At 67.3% G+C, this 17,533-nt stretch carries 21 protein-coding genes; 11 read left to right on the top strand and 10 right to left on the bottom strand.

Annotated elements, in window-relative coordinates:
* Positions 1-191 precede the first annotated feature (191 nt).
* The 4 genes from coxB to AAG092_RS11215 are packed head-to-tail and all read left to right on the top strand — an operon-like array spanning position 192 to position 4,414.
* Entirely contained in the window at positions 192-1,316 is a 1,125-nt protein-coding gene (coxB, locus tag AAG092_RS11230) for a cytochrome c oxidase subunit II (protein WP_373386742.1), read from the top strand.
* A 4-nt stretch (positions 1,317-1,320) separates the two neighbouring features.
* A complete protein-coding gene (gene ctaD, locus AAG092_RS11225; protein ID WP_110680543.1) occupies positions 1,321-2,925 on the top strand; it encodes a cytochrome c oxidase subunit I in 1,605 nt (534 codons plus the stop codon).
* Positions 2,926-2,935: 10 nt separating this feature from the next.
* Positions 2,936-3,514 carry a cytochrome c oxidase assembly protein gene (locus AAG092_RS11220; protein ID WP_110680542.1) on the top strand — a complete coding sequence of 193 codons (579 nt, stop codon included), beginning with the start codon at positions 2,936-2,938 and terminating at the stop codon, positions 3,512-3,514.
* A gap of 12 nt (positions 3,515-3,526) precedes the next feature.
* The gene (locus tag AAG092_RS11215) at positions 3,527-4,414 is read left to right on the top strand and encodes a cytochrome c oxidase subunit 3 (protein ID WP_373386741.1); all 888 of its coding nucleotides are present in this window, start codon (positions 3,527-3,529) and stop codon (positions 4,412-4,414) included.
* Positions 4,415-4,419: 5 nt separating this feature from the next.
* On the opposite strand, the gene AAG092_RS11210 is transcribed toward AAG092_RS11215, so the two are convergent.
* On the bottom strand, positions 4,420-4,623 hold the full coding sequence (locus tag AAG092_RS11210) for a twin transmembrane helix small protein (RefSeq protein WP_110680540.1): 204 nt from the start codon (positions 4,621-4,623) through the stop codon (positions 4,420-4,422).
* A 77-nt stretch (positions 4,624-4,700) separates the two neighbouring features.
* On the opposite strand from AAG092_RS11210, the gene AAG092_RS11205 reads away from it, so the two are divergent.
* Genes AAG092_RS11205 through AAG092_RS11180 form a run of 6 tightly spaced genes read left to right on the top strand, consistent with a single transcriptional unit; the run spans position 4,701 to position 9,384 of the window.
* Positions 4,701-5,456, top strand: a complete 756-nt coding sequence (locus AAG092_RS11205) for an SURF1 family protein (RefSeq protein ID WP_373386740.1) — start codon at positions 4,701-4,703, stop codon at positions 5,454-5,456.
* On the top strand, positions 5,431-6,006 hold the full coding sequence (locus tag AAG092_RS11200; protein WP_373386739.1) for a hypothetical protein: 576 nt from the start codon (positions 5,431-5,433) through the stop codon (positions 6,004-6,006). The genes AAG092_RS11205 and AAG092_RS11200 overlap by 26 nt, the downstream gene beginning before the upstream one ends.
* Before the next feature lie 40 nt (positions 6,007-6,046).
* Positions 6,047-7,102 (top strand): heme A synthase, encoded by a 1,056-nt coding sequence (locus AAG092_RS11195; protein WP_373386737.1) that lies wholly within the window; start codon positions 6,047-6,049, stop codon positions 7,100-7,102.
* Positions 7,103-7,116: 14 nt separating this feature from the next.
* On the top strand, positions 7,117-8,016 hold the full coding sequence (cyoE, locus tag AAG092_RS11190) for a heme o synthase (protein WP_110680536.1): 900 nt from the start codon (positions 7,117-7,119) through the stop codon (positions 8,014-8,016).
* 26 nt (positions 8,017-8,042) lie between these two features.
* Positions 8,043-8,681: an SCO family protein gene (locus AAG092_RS11185; RefSeq protein ID WP_373386735.1), complete on the top strand. Its 639-nt coding sequence runs from the start codon at positions 8,043-8,045 to the stop codon at positions 8,679-8,681.
* A 25-nt stretch (positions 8,682-8,706) separates the two neighbouring features.
* A complete protein-coding gene (locus AAG092_RS11180) occupies positions 8,707-9,384 on the top strand; it encodes a hypothetical protein (RefSeq protein ID WP_373386734.1) in 678 nt (225 codons plus the stop codon).
* 46 nt (positions 9,385-9,430) lie between these two features.
* Here the strand turns inward: AAG092_RS11180 and AAG092_RS11175 are convergent, their stop codons facing one another.
* From AAG092_RS11175 to AAG092_RS11145, 7 genes are all read right to left on the bottom strand, one after another.
* Positions 9,431-10,210: a MetQ/NlpA family ABC transporter substrate-binding protein gene (locus AAG092_RS11175; protein WP_373386732.1), complete on the bottom strand. Its 780-nt coding sequence runs from the start codon at positions 10,208-10,210 to the stop codon at positions 9,431-9,433.
* Between the two features lie 77 nt (positions 10,211-10,287).
* Positions 10,288-10,968: a methionine ABC transporter permease gene (locus AAG092_RS11170; RefSeq protein WP_373386731.1), complete on the bottom strand. Its 681-nt coding sequence runs from the start codon at positions 10,966-10,968 to the stop codon at positions 10,288-10,290.
* Positions 10,965-11,972, bottom strand: coding sequence for a methionine ABC transporter ATP-binding protein (locus tag AAG092_RS11165; protein ID WP_169920996.1), 1,008 nt, complete (start codon positions 11,970-11,972; stop codon positions 10,965-10,967). Before AAG092_RS11165 ends, AAG092_RS11170 begins: the two co-directional genes overlap by 4 nt.
* Positions 11,973-12,180: 208 nt before the next feature.
* Complete coding sequence (locus tag AAG092_RS11160) at positions 12,181-13,143, bottom strand: hypothetical protein (protein WP_373386730.1); 963 nt, start codon at positions 13,141-13,143, stop codon at positions 12,181-12,183.
* A 53-nt stretch (positions 13,144-13,196) separates the two neighbouring features.
* On the bottom strand, positions 13,197-13,985 hold the full coding sequence (znuB, locus tag AAG092_RS11155; RefSeq protein WP_373386729.1) for a zinc ABC transporter permease subunit ZnuB: 789 nt from the start codon (positions 13,983-13,985) through the stop codon (positions 13,197-13,199).
* Positions 13,985-14,776, bottom strand: coding sequence for a zinc ABC transporter ATP-binding protein ZnuC (znuC, locus tag AAG092_RS11150; protein WP_373386728.1), 792 nt, complete (start codon positions 14,774-14,776; stop codon positions 13,985-13,987). Before znuC ends, znuB begins: the two co-directional genes overlap by 1 nt.
* Positions 14,773-15,273 carry a Fur family transcriptional regulator gene (locus AAG092_RS11145; RefSeq protein ID WP_373386726.1) on the bottom strand — a complete coding sequence of 167 codons (501 nt, stop codon included), beginning with the start codon at positions 15,271-15,273 and terminating at the stop codon, positions 14,773-14,775. Before AAG092_RS11145 ends, znuC begins: the two co-directional genes overlap by 4 nt.
* 62 nt (positions 15,274-15,335) lie before the next feature.
* Between AAG092_RS11145 and AAG092_RS11140 the strand changes: the two genes are divergently transcribed.
* Positions 15,336-16,247: a zinc ABC transporter substrate-binding protein gene (locus AAG092_RS11140; protein WP_373386725.1), complete on the top strand. Its 912-nt coding sequence runs from the start codon at positions 15,336-15,338 to the stop codon at positions 16,245-16,247.
* Positions 16,248-16,259: 12 nt separating this feature from the next.
* Here the strand turns inward: AAG092_RS11140 and AAG092_RS11135 are convergent, their stop codons facing one another.
* Both AAG092_RS11135 and AAG092_RS11130 read right to left on the bottom strand, forming a co-directional pair.
* A complete protein-coding gene (locus AAG092_RS11135) occupies positions 16,260-17,210 on the bottom strand; it encodes a homoserine kinase (RefSeq protein WP_373386723.1) in 951 nt (316 codons plus the stop codon).
* A gap of 4 nt (positions 17,211-17,214) precedes the next feature.
* Positions 17,215-17,499 (bottom strand): DUF2782 domain-containing protein, encoded by a 285-nt coding sequence (locus AAG092_RS11130; RefSeq protein WP_373386721.1) that lies wholly within the window; start codon positions 17,497-17,499, stop codon positions 17,215-17,217.
* Positions 17,500-17,533: the final 34 nt, after the last annotated feature.

Genomic DNA, 17,533 nt, shown 5'->3' with positions numbered 1-17,533 from the left:
TTATTTTTCTGACTGCGTTGTGCTGGCGCGGTCGCTGGCTATACTCGAAATCGCAAGGCGTTACCTGATGGAACCGGACGGGCTGCGGCACGGAGAGGTTTCGACAGCGGTAGCCAGCAGTATCGGCATGGTCGATCCCTAGCCGCGGGCTTTAGCCGGCGGGATAACAAGAACAACGAGGGGAACCCGCAATGATGCGACATCCACGAGTCTGGATGGGCCTCCTGCTGTGGTTGGCATTCGGCTCGGCGCAGGCCGAGTGGGCAGTGAACATGCTGCCGGGTGTCACCGAGGTCAGCCGTTCAGTCTTCGACCTGCACATGATCATTTTCTGGATCTGCGTCGTGATCGGCGTGGTGGTATTCGGCGTGATGTTCTGGTCGATGCTGATCCACCGCCGTTCCACCGGCCAGAAGCCCGCCCACTTCCATGAAAGCACCACGGTGGAGATCCTCTGGACCGTCGTGCCCTTCGTCATCCTGGTGGTGATGGCGGTGCCGGCGACCAAGACGCTGATCGAGATCTACGACACTTCCGAGTCGGAGCTGGACATCCAGGTCACCGGCTACCAGTGGAAGTGGCACTACAAGTACCTGGGCCAGGACGTCGAGTTCTTCAGCAACCTGGCCACCCCGGCCGCGCAGATCAACAACCAGGCCGAGAAGGGCGAACACTACCTGCTGGAGGTTGACGAGCCGCTGGTGGTGCCGGTGGGTACCAAGGTGCGCTTCCTGATCACCGCCGCCGACGTGATCCACTCCTGGTGGGTACCGGCCCTGGCGGTGAAGAAGGACGCCATCCCCGGCTTCGTCAACGAATCCTGGACGCGCATCGAGGAGCCCGGCATCTACCGTGGCCAGTGCACCGAGCTGTGTGGCAAGGACCACGGCTTCATGCCGGTGGTGGTCGAGGCCAAGAGCAAGGAAGACTTCGCCAAGTGGCTGGCCGTGCGCAAGGAAGAGGCCGCCAAGGTCAAGGAGCTGACCAGCAAGGAATGGACCCGCGAGGAGCTGGTGGCGCGTGGCGAGAAAGCCTACCAGACCAGTTGCGCGGCCTGTCACCAGCCGAACGGCGAGGGGTTGCCGCCGATGTTCCCGGCGCTCAAGGGCTCGGCCATCGCCACCGGTCCGGCCCAGGGCCATATCGAGATCGTGGTCAACGGCAAGCCGGGCACCTCCATGGCCGCGTTCGGCAAGCAACTGTCGGAAGTCGATATCGCCGCCATCATCACCTACGAGCGCAACGCCTGGGGCAACGCCATGAACGACATGGTCACGCCCAAGGACATCCTCGCGTTCAAGCAGGCTCAGGAGTAAGGACATGAGTGCAGTGATCGATCCGGGCCACGCTGGCCACGGTCATGCCGGACATGACCATCACCATGGCCCGGCCAAGGGCCTGATGCGCTGGGTGCTGACCACCAACCACAAGGACATCGGCACCATGTACCTGTGGTTCAGCTTCGCCATGTTCCTGCTCGGCGGGTCCATGGCCATGGTGATCCGCGCCGAACTGTTCCAGCCCGGCCTGCAGATCGTGCAGCCGGAATTCTTCAACCAGATGACCACCATGCATGGCCTGATCATGGTGTTCGGCGCGGTGATGCCGGCCTTCGTCGGCCTGGCCAACTGGATGATCCCGCTGATGGTCGGCGCGCCGGACATGGCCCTGCCGCGGATGAACAACTTCAGCTTCTGGCTGCTGCCGGCGGCCTTCCTGCTGCTGGTCTCGACCCTGTTCAGCGAGGGGGGCGGGCCGAACTTCGGCTGGACCTTCTACGCGCCGCTGTCGACCACCTACGCGCCGGAGTCGGTGACCTTCTTCATCTTCGCCGTGCACCTGATGGGCATCAGCTCGATCATGGGCGCGATCAACGTGATCGCCACCATCCTCAACCTGCGCGCCCCCGGCATGACCCTGATGAAGATGCCGCTGTTCGTCTGGACCTGGCTGATCACCGCCTTCCTGCTGATCGCGGTGATGCCGGTGCTGGCTGGCTGCGTGACCATGATGCTGATGGACATCCACTTCGGCACCAGCTTCTTCAACGCGGCCGGCGGCGGCGACCCGGTGCTGTTCCAGCACGTGTTCTGGTTCTTCGGCCACCCCGAGGTGTACATCATGATCCTGCCGGCCTTCGGCGCCGTCAGCTCGATCATCCCGGCCTTCGCGCGCAAGCCGCTGTTCGGCTACACCTCGATGGTCTATGCCACCGCCTCGATCGCCTTCCTCTCGTTCATCGTCTGGGCCCACCACATGTTTACCGTCGGCATCCCGCTGACCGGCGAACTGTTCTTCATGTACGCCACCATGCTGATCGCCGTGCCCACCGGGGTGAAGGTGTTCAACTGGGTGACCACCATGTGGCAGGGCTCGATGACCTTCGAGACGCCGATGCTGTTCGCCGTGGCCTTCGTCATCCTGTTCACCATCGGCGGCTTCTCCGGCCTGATGCTGGCCATCGCCCCGGCGGACTTCCAGTACCACGACACCTACTTCGTGGTGGCGCACTTCCACTACGTGCTGGTGCCCGGGGCGATCTTCGGCATCTTCGCCTCGGCCTACTACTGGCTGCCCAAGTGGACCGGCCACATGTACGACGAGACCCTCGGCAAGCTGCACTTCTGGCTGAGCTTCATCGGCATGAACCTGGCGTTCTTCCCGATGCACTTCGTTGGCCTGGCCGGCATGCCGCGGCGCATCCCGGACTACAACCTGCAGTTCGCCGACTTCAACATGCTCTCGTCGATCGGCGCCTTCACCTTCGGTGCGACCCAGTTCCTCTTCCTGTTCATCGTCATCAAGTGCATCCGCAGCGGCAAGCCCGCTCCGGCCAAGCCCTGGGACGGCGCCGAGGGGCTGGAGTGGACGGTGCCCTCGCCGGCGCCCTACCACACCTTCAGCACGCCGCCGGAAGTGAAGTAGGAGCGCGCTCGTGAGTGCCGCCTCGGACAATCGGCGCCTGGTCGTCCGCCTGCTGCTGGTGGTGGCCGGCATGTTCGCCTTCGGCTTCGCCCTGGTGCCGATCTACGACGTGATGTGCCAGGCTTTCGGCATCAACGGCAAGACCGCCGGGGCCTACCAGGGCAGCCAGACGGTGGACGAGGCACGCCAGGTGCGCGTGCAGTTCCTCGCCACCAACGCCGCCGGCATGGTCTGGGAGTTCGGCCCCCAGGCCGACGAGCTGGTGGTCAATCCCGGGCAGCCGAGCGACATGCTGTTCGTCGCCTACAACCCGACGGACAAGCCGATGACCGCCCAGGCCATCCCCAGCGTGGCGCCTTCCAAGGCCGCGGCCTTCTTCCACAAGACCGAGTGCTTCTGCTTCACCCAGCAGGTGCTGCAGCCGGGCGAGCGCATCGAGATGCCGGTGCGCTTCATCGTCGACCGCGACCTGCCCGAGGACGTAAAGCACCTGACCCTGGCCTACACCCTGTTCGATATCACTGCGCGCAAACCGCCCGTCGCGCAGGCGACTCTTGCCCAGACAGCCCCTGACCGGGCGGCTCCATAAGGAGAACAAGAAATGTCGAGTCATGAGCACTACTACGTTCCCGCCCAGAGCAAGTGGCCGATCATCGCCACCCTGGGCATGCTGATCTCGGTCTACGGGGTCGGCACCTGGTTCAACGACATGAAGGCCGAGCGCGCCGAGTCCCACGGCCCGCTGATCTTCTTCGTCGGCGGCCTGCTGCTCGCCTGGATGCTGTTCGGCTGGTTCGGCAACGTGATCAAGGAGAGCCGCGGCGGCCTGTACAGCGCGCAGATGGACCGCTCGTTCCGTTGGGGCATGAGCTGGTTCATCTTCTCCGAGGTGATGTTCTTCGCCGCCTTCTTCGGCGCGCTGTTCTACATCCGCACCTTCGCCGGGCCCTGGCTGGGGGGCGAGGGCGACAAGGGCGTTAGCAACATGCTCTGGGAGGGCTTCGAGTACAGCTGGCCGCTGCTCAACAACCCCGACTCCAAGCTGTTCCCGCCGCCAACGGCGGTGATCGATCCCTGGCACCTGCCGCTGATCAACACCATCCTGCTGGTGTCCTCCAGCTTCACCGTGACCTTCGCCCACCACGCGCTGAAGAAGAACAAGCGCGGCCCGCTCAAGGCCTGGCTGGCGCTGACCATTCTGCTGGGTGTGGCCTTCCTGGTGCTGCAGGTCGAGGAATACATCGAGGCCTACACCGAACTGGGGCTGACCCTCGGCTCGGGCATCTACGGCGCCACCTTCTTCATGCTCACCGGCTTCCACGGCGCCCACGTGACCCTCGGTGCGATCATCCTCACGGTGATGCTGGTGCGCATCCTCAGGGGCCACTTCGATGGCGACAAGCACTTCGGCTTCGAGGCGGCCAGCTGGTACTGGCACTTCGTCGACGTGGTCTGGCTGGGGCTGTTTATCTTCGTCTACGTGCTCTAGGGGGATCACCAGGTCACGTGGCTGACCAGCTGGCCGCTGTAGAAGCCCCAGGCAATCAGCGCCACGGTCAGGGCGGTGAGGATCACGCGGACGCTCAGCGAATTGACCACTCGCGAGCCGTGGCCTTCGTCCTTGACCAGGAAGAACAGGCCACTGAACAGGCTGACCAGGGTGGCCAGCAGCAGGAGGATGATCGCGGCCTTGAGCATGCGTGACTCCGGGGGATGGGGGAAATGGTGTGCAGTTTCAGTATAGCCAGCGCTTCGCGGATCTTCGGGGGAAGGCCGTGAGCGGTTTTCGCCCGGGCTGGTTGCCCAGCATCGCGGTAGCATTGCTGCTGCCGCTGCTGCTCGGTCTCGGCCTGTGGCAGCTGACGCGGGCCGAGGAGAAGCGCGCCCTGCAGGAAGGCTTCGCCGCTCGCCAGCACGCGGCGCCCATCGACCTCAACGAACTGGAGCGGCGCGCCGACCTGGCCCATCTGCGGGTGCGCCTGTACGGCCAGTTCGACGAGCGCCACAGCCTGCTGCTGGACAATCGCCAGCGCGGCGGCAAGGTCGGCGTCGAGCTGCTGCAACCCTTCTACGATCAGGCCTCTGGCCTCTGGCTGCTGGTCAACCGCGGCTGGCTGCCCTGGCCGGACCGGCGTACGCCGCCGCAGTTCAGCACCCCCGAGCAACCGCTGGAGCTGCTGGCGCGGGTGCATGTGCCGGCCGGCGAGCCCTTCCAGCTGCAGGCCGACCCGGCCACTGGCGACTGGCCGCGCTTGGTCACTGCCGTCGAGCCGGAGCGCCTGTGGCAGCAGCTCGGGCGCGGCGGCCTGGGCTACGAGGTGCGCCTCGAACCCGGCCCTGCCGCCTACCAGGCCGAGTGGCCGCTGCTGGCCATGAGCCCGGACAAGCACACCGGCTACGCCGTGCAGTGGTTCGCCCTGGCCGCCGCCCTGCTCGGCCTCTACCTCTACCTCGGCATCCACAACTCCAGACAATCCGCGCGGGAGAAATCGAATGAGCCCAGCCATGAATCCGGCCCTTTCCACCCCTGAGGCGCCGCGCGCCCGCGGGCGCTGGCAGCTGATCCTGCTGCTGCTGGTGGCCATCGGCCCGATGATCCTCGCCACCGCCATGTACCAGTGGCGCTTCTGGGTGCCGGACAGCCGCAACTATCACGGCACCCTGATCGGCGACGGCAGCCAGCTGGCCGATATCGGCGTGCAGGGCGCCGCCCAGGCGCGCTGGCAACTGCTGGTCACTACCCCCGGCGACTGCGCCGAGGACTGTCGCCAGCTGGTCTACGCCGCCCGGCAGATCCATATCGGCCTCAATCGCGAGGCCTCCCGCGCCGTCCATGGCCTGGCCACGGGCCGCCCGCTGGCGGCCGACTATGAGCAGCAGCTGCAGCGCGAATACCCGCAGCTCGGCCGCTATGCGCTGAACAGCCTGAAGTACGACCAGGCTGTGCCGGCCGGCCAGGGTGCCCAGCTGTGGATAGTCGACCCGCACGGCAACCTGGTGCTGCGTTACGACGCCAAGAGCAAGGGCAAGGACATCCTCACCGACCTGCGCCTGCTGCTGAAGCTGTCGCAGATCGGTTAGCACCCCATGACGGCCCGCACAACAACAAGAGAGGCCCCGGATGAGTGAACGCAAGTCCCTGCCCGGCTACCGCCTGGCCCTGTTCGCCACCGCCCTGGCGGTGGTCGTGGTACTGCTTGGCGCCTATACCCGGCTGACCCACGCCGGTCTTGGCTGCCCGGACTGGCCGGGCTGCTACGGCTTCATCGGCGTGCCGATGAGCGAGCACAAGCAGAGCCTGGCCGAGGCGCGCTTCCCCGAGGCGCCGGTGGAGGTGGAGAAGGGCTGGAACGAGATGGTCCACCGCTACTTCGCCGGCAGCCTCGGCCTGGTCATCCTCGGCCTGGCCGTGCAGGCCCTGCGCCGCCGCGGCCTGGATGGCCAGCCGCTGAGGCTGCCGCTGCTGCTGCTCGGCGTGGTCATCGCCCAGGCCGCCTTCGGCATGTGGACGGTGACCCTCAAGCTGTGGCCGCAGGTGGTCACCGCCCACCTGCTCGGCGGCTTCGCCACCCTGTCGCTGCTGTTCCTCCTGTGCCTGCGCCTGTCCGCTGCGTTGCCGGCCCTGCCGGCGGTTTCGTTGCGCCTGCGGGCGCTGGCGGGCCTGGCCCTGCTCCTGGCGATCGCCCAGATCGCCCTGGGCGGCTGGGTCAGCTCCAACTACGCGGCGGTGGCCTGCGTCGACCTGCCAACCTGCCACGGCGAGTGGTGGCCGGCGATGGACTTCGCCAACGGCTTCCACCTGACCCAGCACATCGGCCCCAACTACCTCGGCGGCCAGCTCGACAGCGACGCGCGTACCGCCATCCACATGACCCACCGCCTGGGTGCGCTGGTGCTCAGCCTGGTCCTGCTGCTGCTGGCCTGGCGCCTGCGTGCCGCCGGCCTCGCTCGCCTGGCCGGCCTGCTGCTGCTGGCCCTGGCCGCGCAGGTCAGTCTGGGCGTGAGCAACGTGCTGCTGCACCTGCCGCTGGCCGTAGCAGTGGCGCACAACGGTGGCGGCGCCGCCCTGCTGCTGGTGCTGGTTCTGATCAACTACCGACTGCGTAGCGTCGCGAGCACCGCTCGCGAGGCAGACGCGGCGACCGTCGCCAGTGTCCTGGCGCCGGCCGGCAAATAAGAAGGAGAGATGTCATGGCTACAGTGCTGCGCGCCCACTCCGAATCCGCCAGCTGGCGCGACTACCTGGAGCTGACCAAGCCCAGGGTGGTGCTGCTGATGCTGATCACCTCGCTGGTCGGCATGTTCCTCGCGACCCGTGCCGGCGTACCCTGGACCGTGCTGGTCTTCGGCAACCTCGGCATCGGCCTGTGCGCCGGCGCGGCGGCGGCGGTCAACCACGTGGTCGACCGGCGCATCGACTCGATCATGGCCCGTACCCACAAGCGCCCGGTCACCGCCGGGCGCGTTTCGGTACCGGCGGCGCTGGGCTTCGCCCTGCTCCTGGCGGTGATCGGCCAGGGGCTGCTGCTGACCTTTACCAACGAGCTGACCGCCTGGCTGACCCTGGCCTCGCTGCTCGGCTACGCGGTGCTCTACACCGGCTTCCTCAAGCGCGCCACGCCGCAGAACATCGTCATCGGCGGCCTGGCCGGCGCCGCGCCGCCGCTGCTCGGCTGGGTCGCCGCCACCGGGCACCTGAGCGCCGAGCCGCTGCTGCTGGTGCTGATCATCTTCGCCTGGACGCCGCCGCACTTCTGGGCCCTGGCCATCCACCGCAAGGAGGAATATGCCAAGGCCGACATCCCCATGCTGCCGGTGACCCACGGCGAGCACTACACCAAGGTGCACATCCTGCTGTACACCGCCGTGATGCTGGCCGTGACCCTGCTGCCCTACGCCATCCACATGAGCGGACCGCTCTATCTCGCGGCTGCCTTGCTGCTCGGCGGGCGCTTCATGTTCTGGGCCTGGGTGCTGTACCGTGACAGCCGACCGCACGCGGCGATCAACACCTTCAAGTACAGTATCTGGTACCTGTTCCTGCTGTTCATCGCCCTGCTGGCCGACCATTACCTGCTGCTCAACCTGTAGCACTCGCCGAACCCAAGAGAGATTTCATGAGCCGTACGCAGAAGACCGTCATCGTCCTCGCCGCCTTCGTCGCCCTGGTGCTGGGCCTCACCGTCAACAAGGTGCTGAACAGCAAGGGCGACGGTACCGACAAGGTGGCGCTGCTCGATGCCGGCATCGTCCTGCTGCCGCAGAGCCGCAGCCTGCCTGAGCTGGCGCTGACCAATCAGGACGGCCAGGCGGTGCGGGTCGATCAGCTCAAGGACAAGTGGAGCCTGCTGTTCTTCGGCTACACCTTCTGCCCGGACATCTGCCCGGCGACCCTGGCGCAGCTGCGCCAGCTGCAGGGCATGCTGCCGGCCGCGGCTAAGGACCAGTTGCGCGTGGTGCTGGTGACGGTCGACCCGCAGCGCGATACCCCGGAGCAGCTGAAGAAGTACCTGAGCTTCTTCGACGCCGGCTTCCAGGGCCTGACCGGCGCCCAGGACGACATCCAGAAGCTGGCCAGCGCGGTGAGCATTCCCTACATCCCGGCCGATACCAGCCAGGAGAACTACACCGTCGACCACAGCGGCAATCTGGTCATCATCGGTCCGGATGGCAGCCAGCGTGGTTTCATCCGTGCGCCGCTGAACAACGACAAGCTGGCCGCGCAGTTGCCGCAGTTGCTGCTCAGCGATGGCTGAGGACAGCGCGCCAGGGAGGGCGCAGATGATCGATACCCGCTACTGTTCGCGCCTGGGAGCCGGCGCCGCCTTTTGCGGCGCCCTGCTGCTGACGCTGGGCACCTCGCTGCACCCGATGCAGGCAGCGCCCTGGGATGCTGCCGCGGCCTTTGCCGAATACGCCGCCGACCACCACTGGCTGGCCAGCCATCTGATCCAGCTGCTGGGCGTTTTGCTCGGGGTACTCGCCCTGCTGGCCCTGACCTGGCGCCTGCGCGCCGGCCAGTCCGGGGTCTGGGCGTTGTTCGGCGCGGCCTGTGCCCTGGCCAGCCTGGCCCTGGCTTTTGCCCTGCAAGCGGTGGATGGCGTGGCGCTGAAGTTGATGGTCGACCAGTGGGCGCACGCCGAGGAACCGCTCAGGAGCCAGCTGTTCGCCGCCACTTTTGGCGTGCGGCAGATCGAGGCGGGCCTGGCCGCGCTGTTCGGCCTGGGCTTCGCCATCAGCCTGCTGCTGTATGCGCCGGCGCTGTGGCTGAGCCGCCCGGCGCCACGTGGGCTGGCGCTCGGTGTGCTGCTGGCGGGTGGTGCCAATCTGCTGGCTGCGTTGCTGCAGGGCCACGATGGCTTCTCCGAACGGGCGATGAACTGGAGCATGCCCGCCTCGCTGCTAGCCCTGCTCTGGTTCTTCTGGCTAGCGGTCTGGCTCTGGCGCCAGTCGGAATGAAAAAAGCCCCCTCGATGAGCGGGCTTTTCGTTGGCAGCTGACGCGATCAGAACGCCGGAACCACGGCACCCTTGTACTTGTCGGCGATGAACTTCTTCACTTCCGGGGTGTGCAGGGCCTTAGCCAGCTTCTGCAGATTGGCGTTGTCCTTCTTCTCGGCGGTGGTCACCAGGATGTTGACGTAGGGCGAGTCGGCGCCTTCGATCACCAGGGCGTCCTTGGTCGGGTTGAGGCCGGCTTCCAGGGCGTAGTTGGTGTTGATCAGGGCCAGGTCGACCTGGGCCAGCACGCGCGGCAGGGTGGCCGCTTCCAGTTCACGCACCTTGATGCCCTTCGGGTTCTCGGCAATGTCCTTGACGGTGGCGGTGATGCCAGCGCCGTCCTTCAGCTTGATCACGCCGGCCTTCTGCAGCAGCAGCAGGGCGCGACCGCCGTTGGTGGCGTCGTTGGGGATCACCACCTGGGCACCTTCGCTCAGTTCGTCGAGCTTCTTGATCTTGCTCGAGTAGGCGCCGAAGGGCTCGACGTGCACGCCGGCGATGCTCACCAGTGCGGTGCCACGCGAGGCGTTGAACTCATCCAGGTACGGCTGGTGCTGGAAGAAGTTGGCGTCCAGGCGGCCTTCGGCGACCTGCACGTTGGGCTGTACGTAGTCGGTGAAGACCTTGATCTTCAGCTCGACGCCCTTTTTGGCCAGGGCCGGTTTGACGAATTCGAGCAGCTCCGCGTGCGGCACGGCGGTGGCCGCGACGCTGATCTCGCCAGCGTGTGCGGCGGCGGAGGTGAGGGCCGCAGCGGCGGCCAGGGCAGTCAGCAGTTTCTTCATGTTCAGCTCCTTGTGGGATATGGCGCGGGGTCCGATGGGTGGCCGGTCGCCCGCTGTTCTAGGTGTGGCGAAATCGTTTACTTGCGCGAGAAGTGGATGACCAGCCTGTCGCCGACCATCTGCAGCATCTGCACCAGGATCAGCAGGAGGATGACGGTCACTGCCATCACGTCCGGCTGGTAGCGCTGGTAGCCGTAGCGCACGGCCAGGTCACCGAGGCCGCCGCCGCCGATCAGACCACTCATCGCGGTGTAGGACACCAGAGTTATGGCAGTCACGGTGGTGGCCGCGATCAGCCCCGGCAGCGCTTCCGGCAGCAGGGCACGGAAGATGATCTGCAGGGTGCTGGCGCCCATCGCCTGGGTCGCCTCGATGATGCCGCGATCCACCTCTCTCAAGGCGGTCTCCACCAGGCGCGCGAAGAACGGCGTGGCGCCCACCACCAGCGGCGGGATGGCGCCGGCGACGCCCAGCGAGGTGCCGGTGATCAGCACGGTCAGCGGGATCATCAGGATCAGCAGGATCACGAACGGCACCGAGCGCAGCACGTTCACCACCAGCGACAGCACGGCATACAGCGCGCGCTGTTCGAACATCTGCCGCGGGCCGGTGAGGAACAGCAGCACGCCGAGCGGCAGGCCGAGCAGCACGGTGAACAGGGTGGCGCCGCCGAGCATGTTGAGGGTGTCGAGGCTGGCGTAGCCGATCTCCTGCCAGTCGACATTGGGCAGCCAGCGGGTCAGCAGGGACTCGATCATCGCAGCACCTCCAGATGCACGTCGGCGGCCTGGAAGCGCGCCAGCGCGGCGTCGATGTCGCCGCCGGTCAGGGCCAGGGTCAGCTGGCCGTAGGGGGTGTCCTTGATGCGGTCGATGCGCCCGGCGAGGATGCTGTAGTCCACCCCGGTCTCGCGCGCCACGGTGCCGAGCAGCGGCGCGTAGGTGGCCTCGCCCTGGAAGGTCAGGCGCAGGATCTTGCCGCTGACATGGGCGAAGTCGTCGCGCTGCTCGTTCTCGTCGACCTGCTCGTCCTCCTGGACGAAGCGCCGGGTGGTTGGGTGCTGCGGGTGGAGGAACACCTGCGCCACCGGGCCCTGCTCGACTATGACGCCGCCATCCATTACCGCCACCTGATCGCAGACGCGGCGGATCACATCCATCTCGTGGGTGATGAGGACGATGGTCAGGCCCAGCTCGCGGTTGATCTCGGCCAGCAGCTGCAGCACCTGCGCGGTGGTCTGCGGGTCCAGCGCGCTGGTAGCCTCGTCGCACAGCAGGATCTTCGGGTTGGTCGACAGTGCGCGGGCGATGCCGACGCGCTGCTTCTGGCCACCGGAGAGCTGCGCCGGGTACTTGTTGGCATGCTCGCTGAGGCCGACCCGGGCCAGCAGTTCGGCGACGCGCTGGGTGATCTGCTCGCGGCTCAGCTCGCCAGCCAGCTCCAGCGGCATAGCGACGTTGGCGGCGACGGTCTTCGACGACAGCAGGTTGAAGTGCTGGAAGATCATCCCGACCTGGCGGCGGAAGCGGCGCAGGCCGGTGGCGTCGAGGGCGGTGACGTCCTCGCCAGCGACCAGGATGCGGCCGGACGAGGGCTCCTCGAGGCGGTTGATCAGGCGCAGCAGGGTACTCTTGCCGGCGCCGGAATGGCCGATCAGGCCGAACACCTGACCCTGCTCGATGCGCAGGTCGGTGGACTGCAGGGCGGGAACGTCCCGCCCGGAGACCCGATAGGTCTTCTGGACGTGGTGGAACTCGATCACTGAGCGAACCTTGTGGGTACGTTGAAGGCTGTCTGCCGGCAGGCAGGTGGTGCCGGCGATTTCAGCAAGCGTAGGCGGTTGGCCGAAAGCCGGGCATTTTAGCCGCTTTGTTTATGCGGTCTTAGTCTTTATTGGCCTGAATTGCTATCAGAAAGGCATAAGCAAGCAGGGCGGGTACACCCGCCCTGCACTGTCCTGCCGCCGGAGGTCAGCCGTTGCTTTGCGGGCTGAGCACCAGGCGCGGCTCCTGATCCGGCTTGAGCACCGGCGAGAACTGCGGCGAGAAGCCCGGGTCGAGCTTCTTGATTCGCGCCGAGAGCAGCGCGGCGACGAAGGGATAGTCCTTGGCCTCGCGCACTTCCAGGCGTACCGCGCAGTCGAAGGCGACCACGTCGGCGGCGACCTGGTCGAGCAGGTCGCGCAGGCTGTCGCGGTCGTTGGCGTCGAGCATCGGCATGGGCACGCTGCTGCTGGCGGCGTTCGGGTCGATCAGGCGCGCACGCGGTGCGGCGGCGACGACGGGTTTGGGCTCCTCGACCTTGGCTACCACTGCCGGCGCGGGCTGGGCCTGGGCGGCGGCGGCCTGCTGGGCGGCCTCGCGCTCGGCGGCGGCTTTCTCCTCGGCCAGCTGTTGCTGGCGGGCGCGTTCGGCCTCTTTCCTGGCGATGGTCGCTTCGGCCTCGCGCAGGCGGCGTTCGACATCCTCGCGCCGCTCCTCGGGGGCTTTCGCCTCGGCAGGCTTGGCCACCGGCTGGGGCTTGGCTGCCGCGACCGGCGCCGCTGCCGGCTTGGTGCTGCCGCCTTCGGCGAAAACGGCCTGGTACTGCTGGCGGAATGCCGGAGAGGTGGCGGCCAGGTGGCGCTCGCCCTTGGCCAGGGTGGCGCCGGCGCCGGCCTTGTCGCCGGCCTGCAGTTGCTGGCGGCCCTGCTGCAGGTAGGCGCTGGCCAGCTCACGCTGGTACTGACCGATGCGCACATCGTTGCTCGCGGTGCGCTGGCGCAGGGCGTCCAGGCCGGCCTCGGCGGCCTGCAGCTCACCGCGGGCGATCTGCGCCGACACCTGGTTGAAGTCTTTCACCAGCTCGTCCACTGTCCGGTAGTCGGCGTGGACTTCGCCCAACAGCAGGCTCAGGGCGAGCGCTGAAAGATAACGGCGGCTTGACTTGTTCATTATATGACCCGCTGGTTCTGTTTCGTTTTGGGCTGGACAAAAAACGCCCAATCCTAGCGGGCCCGACGCGGCAGGGCAAAGCCTGCGAGGAAAATTGCTGCGGCTGATACCACGATAGAAGGCCCGGCTGGCGTGTCCTGGAACCAGGAAAGGCTCAAGCCTGCGGCTACCGCGAGCATGCCGAGCAAACTGGCGCCGATCGCCATCTGCTCCGGCGTGCGCGCATGGCGCTGGGCGGCGGCGGCCGGAATGATCAGCAGCGAGGTGATCAGCAGTACCCCGACTATCTTCATCGCCACGGCAATCACCACCGCGATCAGCAGCATCAGCGCCAGGCGCAGGGCAGCCACCGGCAGGCCCTCGACCCGTGCCAGCTCCTCGTGCACGGTGATCGCCAGCAGGCGTCGCCACAGCGGCAGCAGCAGGGCCATGACCAGCGCGGCGCCGCCGAGGATCCACAGCAGGTCCTCATGGCTGACGGCCAGCAGATCACCGAACAGGTAAGCCATCAGGTCGACACGTACCTCGTCCATAAAGCTCAGGACGACGAGCCCCAGTGACAGAGTGGTTGGCGCCAGGATGCCCAGCAGGGTGTCGGAGGCCAGCGGCTGGCGCTGCTGCAGGGTGACCAGCAGCACGGCCAGCAGCAGGCAGCCGACGGTCACCGCTAGGGTCGGGCTGAGGTCGAGCAGGAAGCCCAGGGCCACGCCGAGCAGCGCGGCGTGGGACAGGGTGTCGCCGAAATAGGCCATGCGCCGCCACACCACGAAGGAGCCGAGCGGGCCGGCCACCAGGGCCAGGGCCAGGCCGGCGAGCAGGGCGTTGAGCAGGAAATCGGGCATCAGTGCTTGCACCCCGGGCCGTGGGCATGGGCCGGACCGTGGATACGCAGGCCGGGTTCGGCGACCACCGTGCCATGCAGATCGTGGCTGTGGTCGTGGTGGTGGTGGTAGATGGCCAGGCTCTTGGCGTCCTGGCCGAACAGCTCGACGAAGGCCGGGTCGTTGCTGACCTGCTCCGGGTGGCCGGAGCAGCACACGTGGCGATTCAGGCAGACCACCTGGTCGGTGGCGCTCATCACCAGGTGCAGGTCATGCGACACCATCAGCACGCCGCAGCCATGGCGGTCGCGCAGCTGGCTGATCAGGCGGTACAGCTCGGCCTGGCCGGCGACGTCGACGCCCTGCACCGGCTCGTCGAGCACCAGCAGCTCGGGCTCGCGCAGCAGGGCGCGGGCCAGCAGCACGCGCTGCAGCTCGCCACCGGAAATGCTCTGCAACGGGCTGTCGATCACCTGGCTGGCGCCGACTTCGGCCAGCGCGGCGGCCGCCGCGCTGCGGTCGACACCCGGTACCAGGCGCAGGAAGCGCAGCACCGAGAGCGGCAGGGTCGGATCGACATGCAGCTTCTGCGGCATGTAGCCGATGCGCAGGCGCGGCTTGCGCTGCACGCTGCCGCGGTCCGGCTTGAGCAGGCCGAGCACGGTGCGCACCAGGGTGGTCTTGCCGGCGCCGTTGGGGCCGATCAGGGTGACGATTTCGCCGGCGCGCAGGCTCAGCTGTATGTCCTGCAGCACGTCCTGGCCGGCAAAGCCGACACTGACGCCGTCGAGGCGAATCAGCGCATCACTCATGCCGCCCCCTGGCAGCCGGCGCACAGGCCGACCACTTCCACCGTCTGGCTTTCCACGGCGAAGCCGACGGCGGCGGCGCCCGCGACTATGGATTGGCTGATGGCCGGCAGCTCCAGTTCGATGGCCGCGTGGCAGGCCTTGCAGATGAGGAACTGGCCCTGGTGCAGTTCGCCCGGGTGCACGCAGCCGATGAAGGCATTGAGCGAGGCGATGCGGTGCACCAGGCCGTTCTCCAGGAGGAAATCCAGCGCCCGGTAGACGGTGGGCGGCGCGGCGCGGCGGCCGTCTTCCTCGCTCAGCACGCCGAGGATGTCATAGGCGCCCAGCGGCTTGTGGCTGGCCCAGACCAGCTCCAGCACGCGCTTGCGCAGCGTGGTCAGGCGCGTGCCCTGCTTCGCGCACAGCGACTCGGCCTCGGCCAGGGCATCGGCCACGCAGCGCGAATGGTCGTGTGGCAGGCAGGCGAGCGGTGTGTTGCTGGTCAGGCGCTTGAACATGACGGGGACGTCCGGGTGAAGAGACGTTATTCTATTACCCTTTGCCCGCCGAGTGTTGTTCCGTGTCGCGCCTCCTCGTTCTGCTCCTGCTCAGTCTTACCGCCCTTTCTGCCCGCGCCGAAGTACGGGTGCTGACCAGCATCAAGCCGCTGCAACTGATCGCCGCGGCCGTGCAGGAGGGCGCCGGCAGCCCCGAAGTGCTGTTGCCGCCGGGCGCCTCGCCGCATCACTTCGCCCTGCGCCCGTCCGATGTGCGCCGGGTCGCGGACGTCGACCTGCTGTACTGGGTCGGCCCGGATCTGGAAGGTTTCCTGCCGCGCGTACTGGCGGGTCGCGACAAGCCCAGCGTGGCGGTGCAGGAGCTGCCGGGCATGACCCTGCGCCACTTTGGCCAGGCCGAGAGTGGCGAGGACGAGCATCACGACGCGCATGGCCACGGCGATCATGACCACGACCACCGCCCCGGCAGCCTGGACGCGCACCTCTGGCTGCTGCCGGCCAATGCGCGGGTGATCGCCGCCAGGATGGCCGCCGACCTGTCTGCGGCCGACCCGGCCAATGCCGCGCTGTACCAGGCCAACCTGCAGGCCTTCGAACAGCGCCTGGATGCACTGGATGGTCGGCTCAAGACGCGCCTGGCGCCGCTGGCCGGCAAGCCGTTCTTTGTCTTCCACCAGGCCTTCGACTATTTCGAGAGCGCCTACGGCCTGCAGCATGCCGGCGTGTTCACCGCCGCCAGCGAGTTGCAGCCCGGCGCCCGGCATGTCGCGGCGATGCGTGAGCGACTCAAGGCAGCCGGCGCAGCCTGCGTGTTCAGCGAGCCGCCGCTGCGTCCGCGCCTGGCCGAGACCCTCTCCGCCGGCCTGCCGGTGCGGCTGGCCGAGCTGGATGCCCTGGGCGTCGAGGCGCGCAGCTACGAGCAGTTGCTGGAGGAGCTGGCCGGGCAGCTGGCCGGCTGCCTGGAAAGCCTCTAGCCTGCGACCGCCTCAGAGGGCGAAGGGCAGCGCCAGACTGACCTGCTGACGTTGCGCCAGGCGGCGCTGGAACTCGCCGGGATCCTTGACCAGCACGTCGCGGCCCTGGAAGCGGCGGGCGGCGATCAGCCTGGACAGCCAGAAGCGCAGGCAGGCGATGCGCAGCATGGCCGGCCACAGCTCGGCCTCGGCGCGGGTGAAGGGCCGCAGTGCGGCATAGGCGCCGAGCAGCGCCTGGGCGCGTGGCAGATCGAGGCGCTGGTCGGCCAGCGAGCACCAGTCGTTGAGGGTGATCGCCAGGTCGTAGAGCATCGGCCCGGAGCAGGCGTTGTAGAAGTCGATCACCCCGGCCAGCTGGTTGCCGTCGAACAGCGCATTGTCGATGAACAGGTCGGCATGCAGGTTGGCGCGCGGCAGGGCGAGGATGCGCGCCTTCAGCTCGGCCACCTCGTGCAGGCTGTCGCGTAGCAGCGGCAGCTGCTCGTCGTGCAGCTCCAGGGCCAGCACCGGGCCTTCCTCCAGCATCCAGTCGAGGCCACGGTCGCTGCGGCGTTCCAGAATATGCTCGCGGGTGGCCAGGTGCAGGCGCGCCAGCCAGGTGCCGATTTCCGCGCAGTGGTGAGCGTTGGGCTGGTCGACATGCTTGCCGGCCAGGCGCGGCTGCAGCAGCGCCGGCTTACCGGCCAGTTCGCGCAGGGCCTCGCCGCTTTGCGTCGGCACCGCATAGGGCACCGGCAGGCCGGCCTGGTGCAGACGCTCCAGCAGTTCGACGAAGAATGGCATGTCGGCGCGCGGGCCGCGCTCCACCAGGGTGAGGACGAACTCGCCGCCCTCCAGGCTGATGAAGAAGTTGCTGTTCTCGCTGCCGGCGGCGATGCCCTGGAAGTCCTTCAGGCGGCCGAGCCCGTAGGGTTCGAGGAAGGCTTCCAGCTCGTGGCGTTCGAGGGGCGTGAAGACGGACATAGGCTTACCAGCTGAAGATTTCCCAGGCGGGAATCAGCATGTCCGGCTGGTCGGAGCGGATGAAGTTGCCCTCGCTGCCGTCGGCGCGCACCAGGAAATAGGGCTTGCCGTTCTTCGGCGTGACCTTGATGGCGTAGAGGAAGCCGTTCTGCCGGTACTCGGCGATGGTCTTGTCGCCGTCCTGGCGGATGGTCACGTCCGGGTCGCCGGTGACTTCTTCCTCGGCCAGGGCGAGCATCGGGCTGGCGGCCAGCAGGGCGGCCAGGGTCAGGCGGGTGAGCAGGCGCATGGTAACCTTGTCCCTTTCTTCAGGTTGATGCAGC

The organism is Pseudomonas alcaligenes (genome assembly GCF_041729615.1).
Lineage (GTDB): Bacteria > Pseudomonadota > Gammaproteobacteria > Pseudomonadales > Pseudomonadaceae > Aquipseudomonas > Aquipseudomonas alcaligenes_B.
Note: the sequence above shows the minus strand (reverse complement) of the source record. Positions and strands in the feature narration are given on the sequence as shown.